8 protein-coding genes and 1 pseudogene are annotated in these 7831 nt (G+C 64.0%); 4 read left to right on the top strand and 5 right to left on the bottom strand.

What is annotated here, in order from left to right:
- Nucleotides 1–343: pseudogene (locus J0I64_RS07790) on the bottom strand (helix-turn-helix transcriptional regulator); the annotation flags it as partial.
- Between the two features lie 130 nt (nt 344–473).
- On the opposite strand from J0I64_RS07790, the gene J0I64_RS07785 reads away from it, so the two are divergent.
- Together J0I64_RS07785 and J0I64_RS07780 are read left to right on the top strand one after the other, a co-directional pair.
- A complete protein-coding gene (locus J0I64_RS07785) occupies nt 474–830 on the top strand; it encodes a DUF952 domain-containing protein (RefSeq protein ID WP_291407029.1) in 357 nt (118 codons plus the stop codon).
- Nucleotides 827–1936, top strand: coding sequence for a quinone-dependent dihydroorotate dehydrogenase (locus J0I64_RS07780; RefSeq protein WP_291407028.1), 1110 nt, complete (start codon nt 827–829; stop codon nt 1934–1936). Before J0I64_RS07785 ends, J0I64_RS07780 begins: the two co-directional genes overlap by 4 nt.
- 47 nt (nt 1937–1983) lie before the next feature.
- Here the strand turns inward: J0I64_RS07780 and J0I64_RS07775 are convergent, their stop codons facing one another.
- The 4 genes from J0I64_RS07775 to J0I64_RS07760 are packed head-to-tail and all read right to left on the bottom strand — an operon-like array spanning nt 1984 to nt 4544.
- Nucleotides 1984–3330, bottom strand: a complete 1347-nt coding sequence (locus J0I64_RS07775) for an MATE family efflux transporter (protein ID WP_291407027.1) — start codon at nt 3328–3330, stop codon at nt 1984–1986.
- Nucleotides 3331–3385: 55 nt separating this feature from the next.
- Nucleotides 3386–3586, bottom strand: a complete 201-nt coding sequence (locus tag J0I64_RS07770; protein ID WP_291407026.1) for a hypothetical protein — start codon at nt 3584–3586, stop codon at nt 3386–3388.
- Nucleotides 3583–4290: a nucleoside/nucleotide kinase family protein gene (locus tag J0I64_RS07765; protein ID WP_291407025.1), complete on the bottom strand. Its 708-nt coding sequence runs from the start codon at nt 4288–4290 to the stop codon at nt 3583–3585. The genes J0I64_RS07770 and J0I64_RS07765 overlap by 4 nt, the downstream gene beginning before the upstream one ends.
- The gene (locus J0I64_RS07760; RefSeq protein ID WP_291407024.1) at nt 4257–4544 is read right to left on the bottom strand and encodes a DUF6460 domain-containing protein; all 288 of its coding nucleotides are present in this window, start codon (nt 4542–4544) and stop codon (nt 4257–4259) included. The genes J0I64_RS07765 and J0I64_RS07760 overlap by 34 nt, the downstream gene beginning before the upstream one ends.
- 68 nt (nt 4545–4612) lie before the next feature.
- Between J0I64_RS07760 and J0I64_RS07755 the strand changes: the two genes are divergently transcribed.
- Entirely contained in the window at nt 4613–7111 is a 2499-nt protein-coding gene (locus J0I64_RS07755) for a ligase-associated DNA damage response DEXH box helicase (RefSeq protein ID WP_291407023.1), read from the top strand.
- Between the two features lie 160 nt (nt 7112–7271).
- A partial coding sequence (gene pdeM, locus J0I64_RS07750; RefSeq protein ID WP_291407022.1) for a ligase-associated DNA damage response endonuclease PdeM occupies nt 7272–7831 on the top strand: 560 nt, incomplete at its 3' end.

The following is a 7831-nucleotide window of genomic DNA, read 5'->3' as shown; positions in this document are numbered from 1 at the left end:
CGTCCCAGCCTTCGCCCGCCGGGAAGCCGGCGCTGTCAAAAAAGCCGCCCGCACCCGCCTGGGCCAGACCCAGCAGCGGCACGGTCTGCCCCTGCGCCAGGTTCACCTGCATATAGGCCCCGGTGCCGCTCAGAAAACTGTCAAAGCTCTCGCCGGTCGCTTCCAGAATTTTGGAAATGCTCTCGGTAGACGGCCAGCGCTCGCGTCCGTCCTTGCTGACCCGCTTGGAAACGTTGAAGGCGGTCGCATCGAGCCCAGCCAGCCGCGCCAGGGCCGACACAGAATGGCCGTGACGCTGCGCCAGCGCGTCGATACCATCCCAGATGGCCCTGTGTGAAAGCATGGTCGAAGCCGCCTAGAGGAAATTGGTCGGAGGTGAGGAAATTAATCCTAGATTAATGCCCTGCTTTCCCGCTGTAAAGCCCGCCCCTTCGTGCTTGCCCAAGCTTGATCACTTAACTAGGTTCGCGCCCATGTCGACACCCGAGCTGATCTACAAAATCACCACTGCCGTAGCCTTCACGCCGGCGCGCGTTTCCGGCCAGTTCGAAGGCATGCCCATCGACCAAAAAGATGGCTACATGCACTTTTCGACGGCGGGACAATTGTCCGAAACGCTACGGCTCCATTTCGCCGGCCAGTCGGGCCTGCTGCTGCTTGCCGTCCGCACCGCCGATCTGGGCGCCGACCTCGTCTGGGAGCCTTCGCGCGGTGGCGAACTCTTCCCCCATCTCTATGGCGGCCCGCTCAACCTTTCGTCCATCGTCTGGGAAGAGCCGATCAGCGTCGCCGATGATGGTTCTTCTGTCCTGCCCGCTGGTGTCAAATGATCTTCTCGGCCTTCGCTCCCCTGCTGCGCAATGCGGGTCTCGCCAATCTGACGCGCGACACGCTCCTGCGCATGGACCCCGAGACCGCCCACGGCGCGACCATCACCGCCCTGCGCCTCGGCCTCGCGCCAACCCAGGAGCACAAGGATCCGGCCGAACTTGCCACGACGCTCTGCGGTCTTGAACTCAAAAACCCGGTCGGCATGGCGGCCGGTTTTGACAAGAATGCCGAAGTGCCCCGCGCCCTGGCGCTGATGGGCTTTGGCATGGTCGAAATCGGCACGGTCACGCCGCGCCCACAGACCGGCAATCCCAAGCCGCGCCTCTTCCGCGTCAGCGCCGCCGATGGCGTCATCAACCGCATGGGTTTCAACAATGAAGGCCACGAAGCCGCATTCGCGCGGCTCAAAGGCCTCCGCGTTCCGGCCGCCCTCGGGGTCAATATCGGCGCCAACAAGGACAGCGAAGATTTCGTCGCCGATTACGTCCTGGGCGTCACGCGCTTCGCCGATCTCGCCGATTATCTGACGGTCAACATTTCCTCGCCCAACACCCCGGGCCTGCGCAATCTCCAGGCCGACGAAGCGCTCACGCGTCTCCTCGACGCCGTCCTGAGCGCCCGCGCCAAGGCGAAAACCCGTGTCCCGGTCCTTCTCAAGGTCGCGCCCGATCTCGATGAGGCGGCAATGGATGGCATAGCCCGCGTCATTCTTGCGACCGATCTCGATGGCCTGATCGTCTCCAACACCACCATCTCGCGCGATCCCGTTGTCGGCATGGAAAATGCCGGCGAGACCGGTGGTCTCTCGGGCAAGCCGCTCTTTTCGCTTTCGACCCAGCGCCTCGCCCAGATGCGCCAGCGCGTCGGCTCTCTGCCGCTGGTCGGCGTCGGCGGTATTCACTCTCCGCAGACGGCCCTTGCCAAGTTCGAAGCCGGCGCCAACGCCGTGCAGCTCTATTCGGCCATGGTCTTTGGCGGTCTCGACCTGCTCGACCGCATCAAGCGCGGCCTCGTCGCCGGCGTGCGTTCGGCCGGCAAGACCAATATTTCCGAGCTGGTAGGCACCAGGACCGACGAATGGGCTCGAGGCGACGCAACGCCTTAGTCGCTCCCACCCACAACATCATTCCCGCGAAAGCGGGAATTCCATCCTCAGGTAAACAGCCCGGCTTTCCGCCGCTCCAGCGCCACGAAATAATAGGCGCCGCGCGCCAGGAACCAGCAATGCAACGCCGCCCAGAGGCCCATATTGCCCCAGAGCGGGTGCAGCACGGCCGCGGCCCCCAGAAACACCAGCAGTGAGGCGACCATGCCATTGCGCATGGTGCCATTGAGCGTTGTGCCGACGAGAATGCCGTCAAAGACGAAGGCCGGCATGAAGGTCAGCGTGGCGAGCGCCGCCACCGGCAGATAGCCCAGCGCATAGGCCCGTACCTCTTCATTGGTTGTCATGGCCCCGATGACGAACGGCCCGCCAAAGTACCAGATCGCGCCGAGCCCCAGCGAAATCGCCATGCCCCAGAGCATTGACAGCCGATAGGCCCGGTCAAAGGCTGGCCGCCAGTTCGCGCCCACGGCCTTGCCGGTCAGCTGTTCCGCCGCCTGCGCAATCCCGTCGAGAAAGTAGCCGACAACCATCAGCAGGTTGAGCAGCACCGCATTGGCGGCCAGCGCCACTTCGCCCATGCGTGAGCCCTGCGCGGCAAACCAGGCATAGGCCCCCATCAGCGCCAGCGAGCGGATCATCAGGTCCCGGCTCAGCCCGAACATGCGCCGGATCGCCGCCGCATCGCGCAATTCCCCCGGCGCAATGCGCCGCAAGAGGGCGGCCAACCCGCCATAGTGTCGGGTGAGAATGACAAGGCCCGCCAACGCCGCCACGCCCTGGCCGATCACCGTGCCAAAGGCCGCGCCGGGCACGCCCCAGCCAAGCCCGTGCACGAAGAAGATCGACAGCGCGATATCGATCAGATGCAGCAGCAATTGCAGCATCATCCCGGTCCGCGCCGCAGCTCGCCCATAGAACCAACCGAGCAGGGCATAGTTGATCAGCGAAAATGGCGCGGCCCAGATGCGCCAGTGGAAATAGTCCGCCAGTGCCGCCTCGACTGGAGCATCGGGCGCCAGCAGCTTTACCGACAGCCACAGGATCGGTGCCGAAAGCGCGATCATCACCAGCCCGATGAAAACACCAAGCACCAGCGCCCGGCCGACATGCAGCAGCCCGTCGCGCGGGTCCTTCGCCCCTACCGATTGCGCCACGAGCCCGGCCGTACCGATGCGCAGGAAATAGGCGAGCGAGAACAGGACGTCGAAAACCAGCGCCCCCAGCACCAGCCCGCCGAGCAGCGCCGCATCGCCGAGCCGTCCGATGACGGTGATGTCGACAAGCCCCACCAGCGGCTCGGTGATAAAGGCGATGGAAGCGGGCAGGGCGATCTTCCAGACGTCGCTATGGCGCACGTCGAAAGCATGTTTGGGGCGAAGCGGGGCGTTCATGGAAAGAGACTCGGTTGGCGCGTCTCTTCTAGCATTGCCAAGCCCGCAGCCAAGCCTATCTGGTTGTCCCCGAGCAGATCCGCGCTGCCTGCACCTCGACATCGTCCGGGTCGAGCGTCACCGTCAGGTCCTGCCTGAAAATATCGGCCGAGATGATCTCGACGCATTCCCGAAACGGGCTCGGCCGCAACATGATCGCGCCGGCAATGACGCCGGCTCCGGCCAGAATGGCGAGGACCAGAAACCAGGTCCTCACTGGGCGACCTCAAGGTCGATCACCAGATCCGCCCGCCCCAGCGTCGTCATGATCAGATCGTAGTTGGGCAGGTCATTGCGCTCGATATGGGCCCGGTTCCGCTCTTCGGAAAAAAGCCCTTCCTCGCCATGCCGCTTCATCAGTCGCTCGCGCACCATTTCGCGCGGCACGACGATAAAGGCGGAAAAATCGAGCAGCGGCCGCACCTGCGCCCAGTCCCCAGTGTCGAGCAGCAGATAATTGCCCTCGACGACGAGGACCTGCGTCTCCGCCGGCACGGTAAAGGCATCCTCGACCGTATCCTCGATCTTTCGCGAATAGCCCGGTCCGCTCACCGGCCCCGTTGCCGCCTTGAGGCCCTGCAGAAAAGCCACGAACGCACCCGCTTCAAACGTGTGCGGCGCACCCTTGAAATCGGTCTGCCCCAGGCCCTCGAGCTTGGCATGCTTCATATGAAAGCCATCCATGGGCACCAGCGCCGCCGACCCTGGATTTGCCACGTTCAGCGCCGCGACCAGTTGCGCCGCGAGCGTCGATTTGCCTGTTCCCGGCCCACCGGCAATCCCGATGGCCACGCGCCGGCCGTCCGCCTTCTCGGCCAGGTCCTGCGCTTTCCAGGTCAATTCGGTCAGCGCATCGATTGGCGTAAGCGTCAGCCGTCCCTCAAGCATCAGCGCCTCTGCAGCAAACGCAGGATCAGCCACACCGGCACCACAATGGCCGCGCCGGTGAGAATATAAGTCCCAAGCTGCCGGAACATCGCACCACCATCCTTGATGGCATCGCGAACCATCTGCATGGCACCATAGGCGAGGTCGGCGGCACTGAACCCAAGCGCCGTCATGACGAAGCCGACAAACAGCGAAATCAGCACCAGCTTGATCGCCAAAGACCCCGGCCGATCGCCCAATAGGCGCTCCAGACCGGAACGGGATGCGGGTCGGCTGTCTTCTGTCATCAGGCGGCTCCGTTTGGCAGTGTCGAACCCATCATATAGGCTTGTCGCTGATTTGCAGTAGGTGCCTGTTGTCAACTTTCGTGGACCCCACCCTTCCACCCATCATCGCCAACTGGTTCGCCGCGCGCGGCTGGTCCCCGCGCCAGCACCAGCTCGACGTGCTGCGCAGCTATCAGTCCGGCGCCAGCCAGCTCCTCATCGCCCCCACCGGCGCCGGCAAGACCATGGCCGGCTTTCTCCCAAGCCTCTCCGAACTGGTCGATGGCAAATTTCAGGGGCTCCACACCCTCTATATCTCGCCCCTAAAGGCCCTCGCGGTCGACGTGCACCGCAACCTCTCCAACCCCATCGACGATATGGACCTGCCCATCACGGTCGAAGCGCGCACCGGCGACACCTCGGCATCAAAGCGCACCCGTCAGCGCGTAAAACCGCCCCACATCCTCCTCACCACCCCCGAGCAGCTCGCGCTTCTCATATCTCACCCCCATGCCGAACTCATGTTCGGCACTCTCCGCCGCGTGGTCCTCGACGAACTCCACGCGCTGGTCACCAGTAAACGCGGCGATCTGCTCTCCCTCGGCCTCGCGCGTTTGGCAAAACTCGCGCCTGACATGCGCATCACCGCGCTCTCGGCCACTGTCGCCCGCCCCGACCTCCTCCGCGATTGGATCGCCCAGCCCCACCCCGATCGCCCCACCGATCTCCTCCGCATGATCGGCGGCGCTCCCCCAGAATTGGCCATCCTCGAAACCGAAGAGCGCCTCCCCTGGGCCGGCCACTCCGCCAAATACGCTCACCGCGAGCTCTACGAGACGATCAAGCAGCACAAGACCACGCTCCTCTTCGTCAACACCCGCTCCCAGGCTGAAATGCTCTTCCAGGGCCTCTGGGACATCAACGAAGACATGCTCCCCATCGCCCTCCACCACGGCTCGCTGTCGGTCGAGCAGCGCCGAAAGGTCGAAGCGGCCATGTCCGATGGCCGGCTGAAGGCCGTCGTCTGTACCTCGACCCTCGACCTCGGCATCGACTGGGGCGATGTCGATCTCGTCGTGCAGGTCGGCGCCCCCAAAGGCTCGTCCCGCATGCTGCAGCGCATCGGCCGCGCCAATCACCGGCTCGACGAACCCTCAAAGGCCCTGCTCGTCCCCTCCAACCGCTTCGAAGTCCTGGAATGTGAAGCCGCCGTGGAAGCGGTCTCGGAAAACCATCAGGATAGCGAAGATCCCCATCCCGGAGGCTACGACGTCCTCGCCCAGCACGTCCTCGGCATGGCCTCGGCCGAACCCTTCCTCGCCGACGACCTCTATGCCGAAGTCACCTGCGCCTGGCCCTATCGCGACCTCAGTCGCCCAAAATTCGATCGCGTCCTCGATTTCGTCGCCACCGGCGGCTACGCCCTCCGCGCCTATGAGCGCTACGCGCGCCTCAAGCAAAACCCCGACGGCACCTGGCGCCTTTCTCACCCCTCGGTGGCCCAGCAATATCGCCTCAACATCGGCACCATCATCGAAGAGCCCATGGTCCGTGTCCGCCTCATCCGCTCCAAGGAGCAGAAGCGCGGCCGCACCACCGGTCCCATCGGCGCCGGCGGCCGCGTCCTCGGCGAAATGGAAGAATACTTCTTCGGCACGCTCTCCCTTGGTGACACCTTCATGTTCGGCGGCGAAATCGTCGCCTTCGAAGGCATGAAAGACAACGAGGCTTTCGTCTCCCGCGCCGTCGCGCAAAACCCGAAAATCCCATCCTATATGGGCGGAAAATTCCCGCTTTCGACCTATCTCGCCGAGCGCGTCCGCCGCATCATGGATACCCCTGATGAGTGGGGAAAATTGCCCAATCAGGTCAGCGACTGGCTCCGACTGCAGCGCGATTTTTCCATCCTCCCCCGCCGCGACAGTCTTCTGGTGGAGACCTTCCCCCGCGGCACCAACAATTTTCTCGTCTGCTACCCCTTCGAAGGCCGCCTCGCGCACCAGACCCTCGGCATGCTTCTCACCCGCCGCCTCGAACGCATGCGTGCCCGCCCCCTCGGCTTCGTCGCCTCGGAATACGCCCTCGCCGTCTGGGGCCTCGGCGATCTCTCGGCCCTCATCCGCACCAATCGTCTCTCGCTCGATGAGCTCTTCGACGAAGACATGCTCGGCGACGATCTCGAGGCCTGGCTCGATGAATCCGCCCTGATGAAGCGCACCTTCCGCAATTGCGCGATCATTTCCGGCCTCATCGAGCGCCGCCATCCCGGCAAAGAAAAATCCGGCCGCCAGATCACCATGAGTTCGGACATCATCTACGACGTGCTCTACCAGCACGAGCCCGACCACATCCTCATTGAAGCCACCCGCCGCGACGCCGCCCGCGGCCTCCTCGACATCGAGCGCCTCGGCAACATGCTCGCCCGCATAAAATCCCACATCGTCCACAAGCCCCTGCACCAGATCTCGCCCCTCGCCGTGCCGGTCATGCTCGATATCGGCAAGGAGCCGATTTTCGGCGAAGCCCGCGAATCGGCTATGGCTGATGCTGCCGAGGAACTTTTGCGCGAGGCCATCGGCGAACTCTGACCCTTCACCTCTCCCTTGGGGGACTTCGAACTGTCCCGCAGGGCAAATCGCTCCAGTGGAGCGATTTGAAGTGAGAAGGCCATGAGAGCTATGCTCGAATGGCAGGATTGCGCAGCAATCCGGGTGAGGGGACCTTTCGATCGGACACGATAGCCGCCATATGAACAACGCCGCCCTTGTCCAACCGACCGAGTCCCCTTTGCTGCGCTTCGCCGGTCATAATTTCGAGCCTCTGCCGTCCGGCGCGCTCTATTGGCACGCGCGGCAAACCCTGCTCGTGGCCGACCTCCACTTCGAGAAAATGGCCAGCTTTGCCCGCCGCGGCCAAATGCTGCCGCCCTACGACACGGGCATGACCCTGTCGCGTCTCGCAGCCGACCTCGGCCGCACCGGCGCCAAGAAACTGATCTCTTTGGGCGACACTTTTCATCGCGCCGATTCCAGCGAACTCCTCGGCAATGCCGAGCGCCTCCGCCTCGACGCCATCGTCGAAGCCGTGGATTGCACCTGGCTCTCCGGCAATCACGACCCCGCGCCCCACGCCATCGGCGGCCTCTGCTGCGCCGAACTCGAACTCGACGGCCTCATCCTCTCGCACGAGCCCGTCAAAGGCAAAACCGGCCTAGTCGCCGGCCATCTCCACCCTGCCGCCCGCATCTCCATGGAGGGCCGTACGGCCCGCGCCGCCTGCTTCGTCCACGACAATCGCGTGCTGATCCT

Origin of the sequence: Devosia sp. (genome assembly GCF_017307565.1) — a bacterium.
In the GTDB taxonomy this organism is placed as follows: Bacteria; Pseudomonadota; Alphaproteobacteria; order Rhizobiales; family Devosiaceae; genus Devosia.
This window is presented reverse-complemented; position numbering and strand designations above follow the sequence as displayed.

What these genes read in the sequence shown, in the direction of transcription:
- J0I64_RS07785 (WP_291407029.1), top strand. Translation starts at nt 474, where the DNA reads ATGTCGACACCCGAGCTGATCTACAAAATCACCACTGCCGTAGCCTTC.
- J0I64_RS07780 (WP_291407028.1), top strand. Translation starts at nt 827, where the DNA reads ATGATCTTCTCGGCCTTCGCTCCCCTGCTGCGCAATGCGGGTCTCGCC.
- J0I64_RS07775 (WP_291407027.1), bottom strand. Translation starts at nt 3,330, where the DNA reads ATGAACGCCCCGCTTCGCCCCAAACATGCTTTCGACGTGCGCCATAGC.
- J0I64_RS07760 (WP_291407024.1), bottom strand. Translation starts at nt 4,544, where the DNA reads ATGACAGAAGACAGCCGACCCGCATCCCGTTCCGGTCTGGAGCGCCTA.